Annotated in this window: 16 protein-coding genes; 12 read left to right on the top strand and 4 right to left on the bottom strand. The window is 58.5% G+C overall.

What is annotated here, in order from left to right; genetic code table 11:
• Positions 1-4: 4 nt before the first annotated feature.
• From ACR0BI_RS01035 to ACR0BI_RS01005, 7 genes are all read left to right on the top strand, one after another.
• Positions 5-688, top strand: coding sequence for an adenylate kinase (locus ACR0BI_RS01035; protein ID WP_170393348.1), 684 nt, complete (start codon positions 5-7; stop codon positions 686-688).
• A gap of 182 nt (positions 689-870) precedes the next feature.
• Positions 871-1,155, top strand: a complete 285-nt coding sequence (locus ACR0BI_RS01030; protein ID WP_010439512.1) for a DUF4212 domain-containing protein — start codon at positions 871-873, stop codon at positions 1,153-1,155.
• 5 nt (positions 1,156-1,160) lie between these two features.
• A complete protein-coding gene (locus ACR0BI_RS01025; protein ID WP_170393349.1) occupies positions 1,161-2,945 on the top strand; it encodes a sodium:solute symporter family protein in 1,785 nt (594 codons plus the stop codon).
• Positions 2,946-3,053: 108 nt separating this feature from the next.
• Positions 3,054-4,877, top strand: a complete 1,824-nt coding sequence (locus ACR0BI_RS01020) for a DUF294 nucleotidyltransferase-like domain-containing protein (protein WP_170393350.1) — start codon at positions 3,054-3,056, stop codon at positions 4,875-4,877.
• Positions 4,878-4,904: 27 nt separating this feature from the next.
• On the top strand, positions 4,905-5,423 hold the full coding sequence (locus ACR0BI_RS01015; protein WP_170393351.1) for a hypothetical protein: 519 nt from the start codon (positions 4,905-4,907) through the stop codon (positions 5,421-5,423).
• A gap of 2 nt (positions 5,424-5,425) precedes the next feature.
• Positions 5,426-6,838 (top strand): 3'-5' exonuclease, encoded by a 1,413-nt coding sequence (locus ACR0BI_RS01010; RefSeq protein ID WP_170393352.1) that lies wholly within the window; start codon positions 5,426-5,428, stop codon positions 6,836-6,838.
• Between the two features lie 86 nt (positions 6,839-6,924).
• Entirely contained in the window at positions 6,925-7,425 is a 501-nt protein-coding gene (locus tag ACR0BI_RS01005; protein WP_170421191.1) for a flavin reductase family protein, read from the top strand.
• On the opposite strand, the gene ACR0BI_RS01000 is transcribed toward ACR0BI_RS01005, so the two are convergent.
• From ACR0BI_RS01000 to ACR0BI_RS00990, 3 genes are read right to left on the bottom strand one after another with little or no spacing between them, the layout of a single operon-like run.
• Positions 7,422-7,901 (bottom strand): DUF6505 family protein, encoded by a 480-nt coding sequence (locus tag ACR0BI_RS01000; RefSeq protein ID WP_170393354.1) that lies wholly within the window; start codon positions 7,899-7,901, stop codon positions 7,422-7,424. The genes ACR0BI_RS01005 and ACR0BI_RS01000 overlap by 4 nt on opposite strands.
• The gene (locus ACR0BI_RS00995) at positions 7,898-8,596 is read right to left on the bottom strand and encodes a biotin/lipoate--protein ligase family protein (protein ID WP_170421189.1); all 699 of its coding nucleotides are present in this window, start codon (positions 8,594-8,596) and stop codon (positions 7,898-7,900) included. The genes ACR0BI_RS01000 and ACR0BI_RS00995 overlap by 4 nt, the downstream gene beginning before the upstream one ends.
• Complete coding sequence (locus ACR0BI_RS00990; protein WP_170393356.1) at positions 8,593-9,654, bottom strand: Mrp/NBP35 family ATP-binding protein; 1,062 nt, start codon at positions 9,652-9,654, stop codon at positions 8,593-8,595. Before ACR0BI_RS00990 ends, ACR0BI_RS00995 begins: the two co-directional genes overlap by 4 nt.
• Before the next feature lie 132 nt (positions 9,655-9,786).
• Between ACR0BI_RS00990 and ACR0BI_RS00985 the strand changes: the two genes are divergently transcribed.
• The gene (locus ACR0BI_RS00985; RefSeq protein WP_480561683.1) at positions 9,787-10,515 is read left to right on the top strand and encodes a hypothetical protein; all 729 of its coding nucleotides are present in this window, start codon (positions 9,787-9,789) and stop codon (positions 10,513-10,515) included.
• On the opposite strand, the gene ACR0BI_RS00980 is transcribed toward ACR0BI_RS00985, so the two are convergent.
• A complete protein-coding gene (locus ACR0BI_RS00980) occupies positions 10,509-12,464 on the bottom strand; it encodes a 4Fe-4S binding protein (protein WP_480561851.1) in 1,956 nt (651 codons plus the stop codon). The two genes, ACR0BI_RS00985 and ACR0BI_RS00980, sit on opposite strands and share 7 nt — an antisense overlap.
• 250 nt (positions 12,465-12,714) lie before the next feature.
• On the opposite strand from ACR0BI_RS00980, the gene ACR0BI_RS00975 reads away from it, so the two are divergent.
• Genes ACR0BI_RS00975 through ACR0BI_RS00960 form a run of 4 tightly spaced genes read left to right on the top strand, consistent with a single transcriptional unit; the run spans position 12,715 to position 14,708 of the window.
• Entirely contained in the window at positions 12,715-13,269 is a 555-nt protein-coding gene (locus ACR0BI_RS00975) for a DUF3305 domain-containing protein (RefSeq protein WP_170393358.1), read from the top strand.
• Positions 13,266-13,847 carry a DUF3306 domain-containing protein gene (locus tag ACR0BI_RS00970; protein ID WP_480561684.1) on the top strand — a complete coding sequence of 194 codons (582 nt, stop codon included), beginning with the start codon at positions 13,266-13,268 and terminating at the stop codon, positions 13,845-13,847. The genes ACR0BI_RS00975 and ACR0BI_RS00970 overlap by 4 nt, the downstream gene beginning before the upstream one ends.
• Positions 13,848-13,851: 4 nt before the next feature.
• Positions 13,852-14,463, top strand: a complete 612-nt coding sequence (locus ACR0BI_RS00965) for a molecular chaperone TorD family protein (RefSeq protein WP_170405167.1) — start codon at positions 13,852-13,854, stop codon at positions 14,461-14,463.
• 56 nt (positions 14,464-14,519) lie between these two features.
• The gene (locus ACR0BI_RS00960; protein WP_170393361.1) at positions 14,520-14,708 is read left to right on the top strand and encodes a ubiquinol-cytochrome c reductase iron-sulfur subunit N-terminal domain-containing protein; all 189 of its coding nucleotides are present in this window, start codon (positions 14,520-14,522) and stop codon (positions 14,706-14,708) included.
• Positions 14,709-14,720 lie beyond the last annotated feature (12 nt).

Genomic DNA, 14,720 nt, shown 5'->3' with positions numbered 1-14,720 from the left:
TGTGATGGACGCTGCCACGACCATATCCCCTGCTGTTCTGATCCTTCTCGGCCCTCCGGGCGCCGGGAAGGGTACGCAGGCTCGTATGCTTGAAGAGAAGTTCGGGCTTGTACAACTCAGCACCGGTGATCTGCTGCGTGACGCGGTCGCCGCAGGTACCGAGGCTGGTAATGCTGCCAAAGCGGTTATGGAGGCAGGCGATCTTGTCAGCGACGGCATCGTCATCGCGATCCTGCGCGACCGCATGGCAGAACCGGACTGCGCCAAGGGCGTCATACTAGATGGTTTCCCCCGGACCACAGTCCAGGCCGAGGCTCTTGATGGTCTGCTCGCGTCTTCAGATCAGAAGATCAACGCGGCCATCAGCCTTGAAGTTGAAGACGCCGAGATGGTGACGCGGATTTCGGGTCGCTACACCTGCGCTGGATGCGGTGAGGGCTATCACGACACGTACAAGCAGCCCGTCGAAGACGGCAAATGCGACAAGTGCGGACACACAGAATTCAAACGCCGCGCCGACGACAATGCCGAGACGGTCGCGTCGCGTCTGGCGGCCTATCACGCGCAGACCGCACCGCTGATTGACTACTATCAAGCCCAAGGTGTGCTGAAAGGCATCGATGCCATGGGTCAGATCGACGACATCGCGCAAGACCTTCAAGGGATTGTCGGCGAGGTCATGAAATAAGGGGAGGAGATAAGCCCTAGGGCTTTGATCCTAAATCAGAATACTTCAATGGACCCGCCCTGGCGGACCAGAGAAGTTATGCCTGACGTCACGGGGCGTTTGGCACAACCGAGAAGCGGCCCACCGCACTGGAGGAGTTGGGCAATGGGCCGCCAATGAGGGAAGCGAAGGAGGAACCCGCGATGGCGGATCATTCAACAAACTCCGCGCAGACTGCTGAAGCCGACAAGGGCTATTGGCAGGCCAACCTGCGCCTCATCTACATCAGCCTCGCGATTTGGGCGCTGGTGTCGTTTGGATTCGGCATTCTGCTGCGTCCGCTGCTGTCCGGCATCGCCGTTGGCGGTACAGATCTGGGCTTTTGGTTCGCTCAGCAAGGATCGATCCTGGTCTTTCTGGTGCTGATCTTCAACTACGCCTGGCGCATGAACAAGCTCGACGCTGAACACGGCGTGGACGAGGAGTAATAGGCATGGATCAGTTTACCATCAACCTGCTGTTTGTGGGCGCGTCTTTTGCGCTTTACATCGGCATCGCGATCTGGGCCCGTGCGGGTTCCACATCGGAATTCTATGCCGCCGGTCGCGGCGTTCATCCGGTCACCAACGGTATGGCGACAGCGGCGGACTGGATGTCTGCGGCCTCGTTCATCTCGATGGCGGGCCTGATTGCCTTTACCGGCTACGACAACTCGACCTTCCTGATGGGTTGGACCGGTGGCTACGTGCTGCTGGCCCTGCTGCTTGCGCCCTACCTGCGTAAGTTCGGCAAGTTCACCGTGTCGGAATTCATCGGCGATCGTTTCTACAGCCAGACTGCACGTATCGTTGCGGTGATCTGTCTGATCGTTGCGTCGGTGACCTACGTGATCGGTCAGATGACCGGTGTTGGCGTGGCCTTTGGCCGCTTCCTCGAAGTGTCCAACACTACAGGTCTGCTGATCGGCGCCGGCGTTGTGTTTGCCTACGCAGTGTTTGGTGGGATGAAGGGCGTGACCTACACTCAGGTCGCTCAGTACTGCGTGCTGATCACCGCTTATACCATCCCGGCCATCTTTATCTCGCTGCAGCTGACCGGCACGCCTGTTCCGGCGCTGGGTCTGTTTGGTGACACCGCCAGCGGTGAACCCCTGCTGACTAAGCTGGACGCCATCGTGACCGAGTTGGGCTTCAACGACTACACGGCTCACCACTCGAACACGCTGAACATGGTGCTGTTCACCTTGTCGCTGATGATCGGTACAGCTGGTCTGCCGCACGTCATCATGCGCTTCTTCACCGTTCCCAAAGTGTCTGACGCACGTTGGTCGGCAGGCTGGGCGCTGGTCTTCATCGCTCTGCTGTACCTGACGGCTCCTGCTGTTGGTGCAATGGCGCGCCTGAACATCACCGACATGATGTGGCCCAATGGTGGCATCGAAGGTGGCGCTGTTTCGGTCGAAGAAATCGACAACGATCCGCGTTATGACTGGATGGCCACGTGGCAGAAAACCGGTCTGCTGGATTGGGAAGACAAGAACGGCGACGGCAAAATCCAGTACTACAACGACAAGTCGGAAGCCATGACCGCGATCGCGGAAGAAAAGGGCTGGGTTGGTAACGAACTGACCAAGTTCAACCGCGACATCCTGGTTCTGGCCAATCCTGAGATTGCCAACTTGCCAGGTTGGGTGATTGGTCTGGTCGCTGCTGGTGGTCTTGCGGCTGCTCTGTCAACCGCTGCGGGCCTGCTGCTGGCGATCTCGTCGGCTGTGTCCCATGACCTTGTCAAAGGTGCAATCAACCCGTCGATCTCTGAAAAGGGTGAACTTCTGGCGGCACGGATTGCCATGGCTGTAGCCATCGTCGTTGCAACCTATCTGGGTCTCAACCCTCCGGGCTTTGCGGCACAAACCGTGGCCTTGGCCTTTGGTCTGGCAGCAGCCTCGATCTTCCCGGCGCTGATGATGGGGATCTTCTCGACCCGCATCAACAACACCGGCGCGGTTGCAGGTATGCTGGCTGGTCTGACCGTAACCCTGGTCTACATCTTCCTGCATAAGGGCTGGCTGTTCATTCCGGGCACCAACTCGTTCACCGATGCTGATCCGCTTCTGGGTCCGATCAAGTCGACCTCGTTCGGCGCCATCGGTGCGATGATCAACTTCGGCGTTGCCTACGTCGTTGCCGGTATGACCAAAGAGACTCCGCAGGAGATCAAAGATATGGTCGAAAGCATTCGCATTCCCCGTGGTGCGGGCGCAGCTCAGGATCACTGAGTGTGATGCGGTCGGCGGCTCTTGTCTTCGATCGCATCTTTCGACTTACTGTTCCCGCCCGGCACACCACCGGGCGGGATTTTTTATTCGGAACTCCGGAGAGCGTAAATGCCCCTGTCCCATGACGAAATCACCCGGTTTCTGAAGTCTGTACACCCCTATGACTCGTTGCCCCATGATGCTTTGGACGATCTGGCCAAGCAGATCGAAGTGCGCGAAGTCGATGCCGATGGCAGCATTTACCAGCTGGGCAACGCTCTGCCCGGCGTCTTTGTGATCTATGAAGGACAGGTAGAAATTACCGATGAAAACGGCGCTGTCGTTTCGCATCTGGGATTGCGCAATTCTTTTGGTGAGCGCGGATTGCTGAAGGACGGCAAAGCCGCCACACATGCGCGCGCGCACACGCCGTCAGTGTTGATCGTGTTGCCGCCAGACCTTGTGAAAAACCTGATCGAAGGTCACGATGTGGTGTCCAAGTTCTTTAACCGTTCACGCGGTGGGCGGAGCGGACCGCAAAGCCTGGCTACCAGTGCAATTGACGTGCTGATGGCTCGTGACCCTGCCACCTGCCCGCCCGATACTCCGGTTCAAAACGCCGCGCAGATCATGCGCGACCGCCATATCTCATCGCTTTGCGTGACCGAAGGGGACAGATTGTTGGGTATCGCAACCCTCCGCGATATTTCCGGCAAATACGTCGCCGAGGCGATGCCCGCTGACACCGCGGTTTCGGCGATCATGACCGCCGATCCAATCATTCTTGCCCCGACAGATATCGGCTCGGACGTATTACACGTGATGATGGAACGTGGCATCGGTCATATTCCAATTTCCGAGGCCGGTAAGCTGGTCGGAATCGTAACCCAAACCGATCTCACCCGCTATCAGGCGGTCAATTCTGCCGAGTTGGTAGGACGAATTGCCCGCGCCGACAGCCCGCAAGAGATGGCTCAAGTCACCGCTGAGATACCACAACTGCTGGTCCAACTCGTAGCGGGCGGCAACCGGCACGAGATCGTTACACGGCTGATCACCGACATCGCAGACACTGCGACGCGGCGGTTGCTGGCACTGGCTGAGGCTGAACTGGGTGCGCCGCCAGTGCCCTACTTGTGGCTTGCTTGCGGCTCGCAAGGACGGCAGGAACAGACCGGAGTTTCTGATCAGGACAATTGCCTGATGCTAGATGACAGTGTGGCGGTCGGTGATATGGCCTACTTCGCTGCGCTGGCCAAATTCGTCTCAGACGGGCTGGATACCTGCGGTTATTTCTATTGCCCCGGTGACATGATGGCGACCAACCCTCGCTGGTGCCAGCCCGTGCGTGTCTGGCGCGAGTATTTCAATGGCTGGATTGCCAAACCCAACCCTGAGGCGCAAATGCTGGCCTCGGTGATGTTTGACCTGCGGCCCATCGGAGGGTCCTTCGATCTGTTCACCGACCTGCAGGCCGATACGCTGGCGGCAGCCAATGCGAATTCGATCTTTGTCGCGCATATGATTTCGAACTCACTGAAACACACGCCTCCTCTGGGCCTGCTGCGTGGATTCGCCACCATACGTTCGGGTGAGCATCGCAATACGCTCGACCTCAAGCATAATGGCGTGGTGCCTGTCGTGGATCTGGCACGCATCTACAGCCTGCAGGGACAATTAACCGAAGCGAACACCCGCGCCCGTCTTAGCGCCGCCGAGGCTGCGGGTGTGCTCAGCGCGTCCGGCGCACGCGATTTACTGGACGCATATGACCTGATCGCTGAGACCCGATTGGAACATCAAGTGCGTCTGGTCAAATCCGGGGATGCACCGGACAATTACCTGCCACCCGCTGAATTGTCGGACTTTGAGCGAAGTCATCTCCGCGATGCCTTTGTCGTGGTAAAAACCATGCAATCAGCGGTTGGCCATGGCAAAGGAATGCTGGGTTAAGAAACTGGAAATGAACGGAGAAATCACATGTTTCTGGAACTGATCGGCACGATTTTTGCAGGCTTTGCCTTTGCGGGTGTCGTGATGGTGGTGAACAAGCTGACCGGGGGCCGCTTGCCCAAATGGGCCGCGCCGGTTGCGGCAGGTGCGGGGATGATCGGTATGACGATTACCAGCGAGTATTCTTGGTATGACCGTACGCGCGACCAACTGCCCGACAGCCTCACCATCGTGCAGGAGGTGGAAAGCCGCGCCTTCTATCGTCCATGGACGTATGCCGTGCCCTTTGTCGACCGCTTTGCTGCAATCGACGCCACATCGGTACGCACAAATGCCAATTTGCCGGACGAGCGTCTGGTCGATCTTTACTTCTTTGGACGCTGGGCACCGGTCTCGAAGATGCCGGTCGCTGTAAACTGCGCCGAAAACAGCCGCGCCAACCTGGCAGACGGGGCCGAATTCGCCGATGACGGACGTTTGCTGAACGCCAGCTGGATCAAGATCGACGCTGAAGATCCGGTAATCGAGGCAACCTGCGGGGTCTGACTATGTTGAACCATCTGAGCCTGCGCCTGAGGGTGTTCCTGTTCTTCCTATTACTTGCGGCAGGAGGGCTGATCATCAGCACCCTGGCTTTGTGGGTCGGTTATCAGAGGGCAAGTGATCCCGCGCTTATGGATGCGTTCATCTTCGCAGAGATACTGATCGCGTTTGGAATGTTGGCGCTGGTTGCCGGAGTCTGGCTTCTTTTTGATGATAACGTTGCAAAACCAATCGAGCGGCTCTCGGCCCAACTCCGGGCGCGCGCACACGCCGGGGTCAGCACGGATCTGGACCTTCAAGCGGCGCGCTATTTGGGCGATCTGGCTCCCGCCGCCGCTGGACTGGCCGAACAACTGGCTGCCAACGCCATGACCACGGCTGAGGCCGTGGCCGCGGAAACGGCCCATCTGGCATCGGAAAAACAGCGTCTCACCGCGCTGCTGACCGAGATCCCGGTTGCAATGCTTTTGGCCGGACCGAAGCATCAGATCGTTCTATATGACGCGCAGGCGGCTGAGGTTCTGGCACAGATCGCACATCCTCGGCTAAACGCCTCGCTTTTTGACTACCTCGAAGCGACCGGTCTGACGGATTCCTACGCGAAGCTGATCAAAACCGGGAAAGACGTCCATTGCACACTAACCAGTGTTGATGGGCGGCAATCCTATTCTGCCCGTATGAAACCATTGGGCGATGCCCCCGGTTACATGCTGGTCTTCGATGACAGTGCCGCGCAAATCGAACCCGACGCGGCCCGCCCGCTGGTTTACGATTTCGAACTTCTCGACACACCCGGTGACGACGCGTTTGAAGATAGACCCCTGTTGGACCTCTGCTTCGTAGTCTTTGACACCGAAACCACGGGCCTGCTCCCGCATAAGGATGAGATCGTACAGATCGGTGCGGTGCGCGTCGTAAAGGGTAAGATCGTCGAAGGCGAACGGCTTGATACCCTGGTCGACCCCGGCATCCCGATCCCCCCAGCTTCAACCAAAGTGCATAAGGTCAGCGACCGGATGGTTCAGGGTGCGCCTGATATTGCCGAGGCCGGTCGCAGCTTTCACCAATTTGCCCGGGATGCCGTCATTGTTGCCCATAACGCACCATTCGACATGGCTTTCCTGCGCCGCCATGCCGAGCGTATGGGGGTGGAATGGAGCCACCCCATTCTGGATACGGTCCTGCTGTCGGCGGTGCTGTTCGGGGCAAGCGAAACGCATACGCTGGACGCGGTCTGCGAGCGGTTAGGCATAACGATCCCGGAAGCCTTGCGTCACACGGCCTTGGGTGATGCCGTCGCGACCGCCGAAGTGCTGGTTCGGATGCTACCGATGCTTACGGCCCGTAATTTGGTGACCTTTGGCGACGTCATCACCGAGACTCGCAAACACGGACGGTTGCTTGAAGACCTGAACTGACCAGAAATTCCTAAAATCACCGCAGCTTTCCGTGGACAATCCCGGCGTCGCGTGGCACCTGAGACAGGCCCATGTACGAGCGCGCGATGACGGAAAAAACTTTCATTCCCAGCCCCGAGCAAAGCCTTGCCTTTCGCGAGGCCTTGGGCTGTTTCGGCACCGGCGTCACCGTTGTGACCACAAATACCTCCGAGGGCCCTGCAGCAATCACGGTGAACTCATTTGCGTCTGTATCGCTGGACCCGCCGCTGGTCCTGTGGTGTCTTGATCGGGGCTCGAACCGGTACGACGCGTTCCACAACTGCGAACATTACGCGATCCATGTAATGGCGCAGGACCAGCACGACCAAGCATTGCAATTCGCGCGAAACGGGTTCGATTTTTCCCATGCGGATTGGCAGGAGGATGACGCCGGGCGCCCCCGACTTGCGGAATGCCTCGCCCGCTTCGATTGCCGCCTGTCGGCCCGTCATGAGGCAGGTGACCACCTGATCCTTGTTGGTCATGTTGAACAGGTCATGCATCGCCCAGGTCAGGGGCTGATCTTCAAGCGCGGACAATTCGGCGGCTTCGCCGATCTGATCTAATCGTCCAGCGAGCCGTGGACGGCCAACGCTTCAAGTTGCGTCTCTTGCGGGGTGATCACTCGGAATGCCTCGTGCACCCCTGCCCCCGTCAGCTCTCGGGCGACGGTCAGCAATGTGTTCGGGGCATGATCTTCGCACAGCTCGGACATATGTGAGACTTCGGCCTGCGCCACTTCTAACGCGGCTTCAACCGAAGGCGCGCCGTAGAATTGCACGAAATGCTCGGCCAGATATTGCGTGATCTGGTCAATCTCGGCCTGCTCGACTTGTGTGACGGCAACAAATGTAACGCGCCCGAAGGTTTCAAGCCCCAGCCATCCATTGGCAAAGGCCTGACGCGCCTTGCCTTCCAGATCAGCCTCACTCCAGTTCGAAAACTCGAATCCGCCCGAGATGCACCATTCACCGGTTCTTGCGGGTGAATGAAACACGTTCATATCGCTTTCATCAAAATGGATAGCACGGGCGAGTTTCATCTGGCGGTCTCCAATAATTCTGTCAGCGGGCGTAAATGTGTGTCCGCGCCGTCGCGGATCAGCATACCGAAGCGCTCGTCGGTGCCCAGAAAGACACCCCCTTCTCCAATAGGTTCTCCGACACCGCGCAGCAGCCCCATCCACTCAGCGTGAATCGGCGCGTTACCGTCCTCGGTCCAGCGGTTCAACCAGGTCAACATGTGACGCGACCAGCTCTCGACCAACTGCGTCGCAGAAACCTCGGCGCATCCTTCATCATAGAGCGAGGTAACATCCGGTGTTTCCCCTGGTGCATCGCTGGTTTGAAGCAAGGCCAGTTCCCAACCAACGATCAGCCAATCGGGAACCTCATCCACCTCGGCAGACGACGCTGCAACTTTTATTGTCCCACATTTTGCACCGTTTACACAGATCAGCCCATCCCAACCCAAGTGCACCGCGACCTCGGGCGGGGCCAGCGCGCCCAGCGCATTCTGGAACCCGACAGCACAAAGCGGCAGCATTGCCATAGCATCCCGCAACGGAACCTCGGGCGCGAATACTATCGCAACGCGCAGACGATCCGCCTGAATATTGTGGACCACAGTTCCCGCGTCACAGCCCAGCGCTGCCATCGCCTGGGCACGCTCGAACGGGTCTTCGCCAGCCTTGGCAGGTTGCCCTTTGAGCAATGGGGGAAAGACCGGCTGGGTCACGCTTTGCCCTTGGCAATCATGTCGCGGGCGATCTTGCGGAAGGCTTCGGCTTGCGGGCTGTCAGGTTTGCTGACCACGATGGGGGCACCCCCGTCGGCGGCAACTCGGATATCCAGATGCAGCGGAATTTCCCCTAGCAATGGCACGCCCAGCGCCTCGGCTTCTGAGGCAACACCGCCATGGCCAAAGACATGTTCTTCGTGTCCGCAATTCGAGCAAATATGCGTCGACATGTTTTCGATCATCCCAACAATGGGCGTCTTGAGCTGGTTGAACATATCGATCCCCTTGCGGGCGTCGATCAAAGCAACATCCTGTGGGGTTGAGACGACAATGGCTCCATCCACCTGAAACTTCTGGCTCAGCGTCAGTTGCACATCGCCGGTTCCGGGGGGCAGATCAACGATCAACACATCCAATGCGCCCCATTGCACCTGACTCATCATCTGCTGCAAGGCGCCCATCAGCATGGGGCCGCGCCAGACAACCGCCTGCCCTTCGTTGGTCATTAACCCCATCGACATCATGGTGACACCGTGATTGCGCAGCGGCAGGATCGTCTTGCCATCTGGGCTGGCCGGTCGCCCCGACACACCCAGCATCCGGGGTTGTGAAGGGCCATATACGTCTGCGTCCAACAGGCCTACGCGACGGCCTTCAGCAGCCAGCGCACAGGCAAGGTTGGCCGACACGGTGGACTTGCCCACGCCACCCTTGCCCGACGCAACCGCGATGATCCGGTCCACACCGGGAACGGCCTGCGGTCCGGTTTGTGAGGGCTTGGGCTTGGGCTTCAAATCAGGCGGTGCCTTGTCCGAATGCGCGGTCAACATTGCCGAGACCTTTGAAACACCATCAACCATCTGCGCCGCCTGTTCGGCTGTGGCGCGAACGGGCTCCATCTTCTCGGCCTGTTTGGGATCGATCTCCAGCACAAACCGAACGGTATCGCCTTCAACATTCAATGCACGCACGATACCCGCGCTCACAATATCCTGACCAGAAACCGGATCGGTAATCTTCTTCAAGTTCGCTAGAACTGCATCACGGATGCTCATGCCGTATTCCCCTTGATCCGCCCCACGCTGGGCGCCTTGCGTATCGACAGAATATAGTCGCCGCTCATTGCATGTGTCTCCGTCTCATTTTGTACATTTGACGCATCGGGTCAGCCGCCGTTAGGCTTAACCATGCGCTTTGTCCTGTTGTGCCTGAGCCTGACGCTCACCGCCACCCCCTCTTGGTCGCAAGAGGCATTGGGCCTTGCCGCCCCGGATGAGGTGACAAACTCAGGTCTTTTGCAACATATTCTTCCGCGCTTTTCTCTCAAGACCGGAATACGTGTTGTTGCGGATGAAAGCGGCGTCATGTCACTGGCCCCGAGTTCGCCCGGCGATCCGGTCTTTGCCCGTGACGGGGTGGTCTATCATCTACGAATCGACGACAGCGCCAGGCAGGTAAGGTTTCGTGAATGGCTACTTTCCGACATTGGCAGACGGACGGTTGAAAACTTCATCCCCGACGAGGGCACGCCCTTTAGCGCAAGTTTCGAAACTGCCACTGTTACCAAAGAGGTCGTGGTCGACGGAAACGCGCTGCTTGGCGAAGATCTGTCGATGACCCATTGTGGCCGGTGCCACGTAATTGGCCCAAAGAATCGGATGAACGGGCTGGGTTCGACCCCGTCTTTCGCAGTGCTGCGCGCAATGCCCGACTGGTCGGAACGGTTTCAGGCGTTCTTTGCCCTGAACCCACACCCAGCTTTCACGCAGATCGAGGGCGTCACCGAACCTTTCCCGCCCGAGCGTCCCTCACCGATCCATCCGGTCGAGATGAGCCTGGATGACCTCGAAGCAATTCTGGCTTTCGTGACCGCCATGCGCGCCGCCGATCTGGGCGCGCCACTGCAACTTCAGTGATCCTTGCGCTTTGAAAGGTAATCATCCGTTGTGACAACCCGTGGTCTGGGGGCGGATTGAAATGGATTGTCAGCGCTATGGAACTGGGCGTTCACCCGGCAATTGTCGCACATCTGGATCATCCGCGCCTGATCCGAGGTCGCGAACATCGGATGTGTGCCCGACAACTTTTCCATGATCCGCTCAACCGTTGATTTAACGCCAAACGCTGCGCCGCATTCGACGCATTCAAAGGGTTCCTCTTCATTCAGCACCTGTTGTGACAGCGCTTGGTCGCTCAGATCAAGCTGGGGCACTAGTGTGATCGCCTGTTCTGGGCAGATCGTTCGGCAAATCCCGCATTGCAGGCAGGCGTCCTGCTGGAAATTCAACTGCGGCTTGTCCGGGTTATCGATCAGCGCCCCCGATGGGCAAAGGGACACGCAACTCAGGCACAATGTACAGGTGTCGGTATTCACTGCAATCGCGCCATAAGGTGCGCCCTCGGGCAGGGCCAGCGGCACCTCGACCTCCGGGTTCAAAGCTTGCGCCGCCAGACGCGCTATTTGACGACGATTACCCAGTGGAAGCACCGGATCAGCCAATGGCTGCAGAACATCTTGCGCATAAAGCAGATCTGCCAGCGCATCCGGGTCGGTTTCATCGATCAGACTCAGCGCGTCGTACTCTGCGATTGCCAGAGCCAGCTCTAATTCACGATCAAGCGCGTCCCGTTCGGTCTTGGGGCTAATCAGGATATCGGCGCGCGCAAAGCCATGCGCCAGCGCTGCGAGCATCTCGGCATGTCCAAAGCCCGAAACCACATTCAGCTCCAGCGGAATGACATCCGCTGGCAGTCCCCGTCCAAACCGGGCCGCCATCCGGATCATCTGCGCCCCATGGGCGTCGTGCACCAGTAGTCGCGGTGCAACGCCGCCCGCGCGCCGGAAGGTCCGGGCCAGAATGTGCATCCGCGACAATACCGCCGAGACCGGAGGATCTTCATATGTGATGGCAGTCGACGGGCACAACGCCGAACACTCACCGCACCCGGCGCAAATCATCGGATCAATGGCTACATGATCGCCAGCCGGTGTGATCGCACCGGTCGGGCAGACGTCCAGACAGTTTGAACACCCCGTTTGTTCCGCTCGCGAATGGGCGCAAAGCGTCTCATCCAATCGGACATAGAGCGGTTTTTCAAAGGTCCCGACCAGTTGCACCGCTTCAAAAGCAAGACGCGCGACGGCCACCGCATCGCGGGGATCAGCGCGCAAGTACCCCTCGCGCTTTTCGGGGGCATTAACCAAAGGTGTTGCTCCGGTCAGATCAACAACAATGTCGCAACGCGACGTTGCACCGTCACGGGGTGCGCTCCAACCAAATTCTCCGCGTCCGCCGGGATCTAGTTGCTGCACCTGATCCAGATGCCAAACAAATCCGCCCAGCGCGCCGGTCAGTCTGCGTATCCGTGCGCGCGCAACGTCATAGTTGCGGCTTAGCGGTTCTGCATCGTCAACCAAAAGCACAGTCACGGCCAACACAGCGGACAGCTGTTCGGCCAACGGAAAGACAACCTCTCCGGGCCCGACAATACAGCAGGTTCCTTCACTGATGACATCGAAACTTGGGGTCACTGGCTGCGGCAGTAATGCCTCAGCCGCGAGCGCAGCCATTTTGGGGGTTGCATCGGTCCCCTGTTCGGACCAGCCAGCTCGGTCGCGCAGATCGACAAATCCGGGCGCTTCAACACCCAGTTCCTCGGCAAGCTCGCTAAAAACTGCACTTTCCTGAGCGCAGGCAAACACCACCTGCTCATCGCCCGTCATCAACTCGGCGGCAGTTTGAATCTGGCGCGTACAAAGGGCGGTATGCACCTTCGAGCACTCCGTATCGCAGGCTGCAGAAATACCATCTGCGTTCAGGGACTGCGTCCCCTCGCAATCACACAATATGAGCTTGCTGGCCATTTCCCCTCCCGACGCTGCGTTCTGCCCCATCAGCAGCTTAGACCCAATCCGCGCCGAGGCAATGCGAAGCATCAGAGAAAATCCCGATATGTGCATTATTTTTCATCACAAATCGCCATCAAAACCTGAAGTTGGAAATAAACTCTAAGTGAATGTCTCATATTAGGCGAAACTAGACTTGGCAGGTCGCCAATTTATGTAACATAGTACATCAATGGAAGGCAGGGGAGAGCCTTCCGGGGAGGAGCCAGTGGCCAAGGCCGCAAGCCGGACTGAAATGACAATTGGCGTCGTCGTGCGCAGAACACCCGGGGTGACACGCTGGGCGCGTTGGAACTGGCGCGCGGTCGCTGTTTTGCCAGGTGCAAAGCCTGCCGACTGGCAAGAGTTGCGACGTGAAGGTGAGGCCATCGAATACCATGCAGCCACCCTGCCCCTCACCCTGTGGGCCGATGAAACCGAAGCCTACATGGTCAACCTGTCGGACGGTCAACCTTCGCTGTACCTGGTTTTGCGGGATGAGCTGAAAGGCGAAACACCCCTGAATGCCGTATTGATCACCGCCTCACCGTTCGAGGGTCAGGATTATGCGGATACCGGCGAAGAGATCGTTGAGAAGATTCCGATGACCGAAGGGTTGATTGCATGGCTCCGCGATTTCACCCTGCAGCATCATCAGGACGAGGTGTTCATAAAACGTAAACGGGACAAGAAACGCACCGATCTGGTGGAAGACGGCAAGGGCGATGCACGAATCCGGCAGGATTCAGATGTCTACCGGGCTCCGCGTCGGGTGCTGCAATGACCCAGGCCCGCGATTTCTGGTCCCGCCGCAAGGCCGCCGTTCAGGCCGAGACCGAAGCAGAAGCTTTGGCCGCAGAGGAACAGATTATCACAACGCGGCAAGCTGAGTTGGAGGAAAAAAGCGACGCCGAAATTCTTGCCGAGTTTGATCTGCCCGATCCCGACACGCTGGAAGCCGGCGATGATGTCTCGGGCTTCATGGCCAAAGCTGTACCTAACCGTTTGCGCCGCCGCGCCTTGCGGCGCCTATGGCGGTTGAATCCTGTTCTGGCCAATGTCGACGGGCTGGTCGATTACGGCGAGGATTATACCGATGCGGCCTGCGTGATTGAGAACATCCAGACCGCGTATCAGGTTGGCAAGGGTATGTTGGCGCATGTCGAAGCGCTCGCTGCCGAGGCAGAAGTGTCCGAAGCAGAAACAGAAGCTGACATGCCCGAGGCGATCGAGTCAGGTGAAGAACCGATCAACGCCGTCAAACCAGAACCGGAAGCCCCACAGATGGTTGAAATGGAAGAGCCAGAGGAAATCGAACTCCCCCCTGCTCCACGCCGTATGAAATTCGAATTCGAAGGATAACTCTATGACCGCAGACAACGCGCAAACATTGGATATCTCGACTGAGGATCGTCTGCGTGCGGATTTCTATAATTTTCTTGGCCTGCTATTGGCCGGTCCACCCGATCAGTTGCTTTTGGATCAGATGGCCGGGCTAAGCGGTGATGACTCGGTTCTAGGTCAGGCCATTCAGGCAATGGCACGGGTGGCCAAGGTGACCAAGCCTGCCGCCGCAGAGCGCGAATTCAACGCACTGTTCATCGGATTGGGCCGAGGCGAACTGCTGCCTTATGCCTCTTTCTACCTGACGGGATTTCTGAACGAAAAACCCCTGGCGCAGCTGCGCAATGACATGGCCGCGCGGGGCATCACCCGGGCGAAGAATGTTTATGAACCCGAAGACAACATCGCCTCGCTAATGGAAATGATGGCGGGCATGATCGTCGGTCGGTTCGGCGCGCCCGCCACGCTGGAAGATCAAAAGGCGTTCTGGAGCAAACATATCGGGCCCTGGGCCGCGCATTTCTATTCGGATTTGGAAGGTGCCGAGAACTCGGTTCTCTACGCCTCGGTCGGCACGGCTGGTCGGGTGTTCATGGAGATCGAACGTGAAGCCTTTCGAATGACGGCGGCCTAGCCCGCCATTCGCCGGTGCCTTTAGGCACCAAACCGCAATTGGGACAGGAGGAGCCCATGAGCAAGACCAAGGAAGAAGGCGCAACCCGCCGCGACTTCCTGAAACTGGCCGGTACCGCAGCGCCCGCTGCTGTAGCCGCCGCCAGCCTGTCTGGGAAAGCCGAAGCAGCCGAACTGCCGACGGACGAAACCCGGATGCAGGACACCGCGCACACGCGCGCATACCTCGACAGCGCCCGGTTCTGACCCGGACGTAGT

It is taken from the genome of Ruegeria sp. E5, assembly GCF_056534105.1.
Note: the sequence above shows the minus strand (reverse complement) of the source record. Positions and strands in the feature narration are given on the sequence as shown.